We start from the raw sequence: 434 nt of genomic DNA on the forward strand, positions 1-434 counted from the left end.
GAGAGTCTCCTGGCTCCCGGGTCGAACGCGCTCCCGGGCCTTCCGGCGGCCGCAAACGGCCCTCCGTGGCTGAACTCCGGTCGTGCTCCCCGGTGACAGTGGCGGGACCGCGCCGGACTCGCACCGGCTTCCTCTGCTTGCCTCCGTAATGGCTGAAGGATCCCATCACGGGCCCGAAGGGGGAGTCAACCGAGGTCGCGGAGGGGTTGGTCACACGCCGGGGCCCTCCCGGCGGCCGCCCCGCGCCCCGTCCCCGCCCCGTCCCCGCCCGCGCCGTTCCCCGTCGCTACCTCCGAGGCCGCCCGCCGCCGGACCGCGCCCCGCTGTGCGATCCTCCACCGCCGCCGGGCGGCGCGCCCGCCCCGCTTCGTGCGTTCGTCGGCTGGGGCACCACCCGGCGCCGCGCCTAGCGTCGGGACCCATGCGACCCCAGC

The 434-nt window shown here is 77.2% G+C and carries 1 riboswitch.

The features are described 5' to 3' along the window. Positions 1-181, reverse strand: a riboswitch (cobalamin riboswitch). This riboswitch is flagged as partial in the annotation. Between the last annotated feature and the right edge of the window lie 253 nt (positions 182-434).

Origin of the sequence: Streptomyces sp. NRRL S-495 (assembly GCF_000966955.1) — a bacterium.
In the GTDB taxonomy this organism is placed as follows: Bacteria; Actinomycetota; Actinomycetes; order Streptomycetales; family Streptomycetaceae; genus Kitasatospora; species Kitasatospora purpeofusca.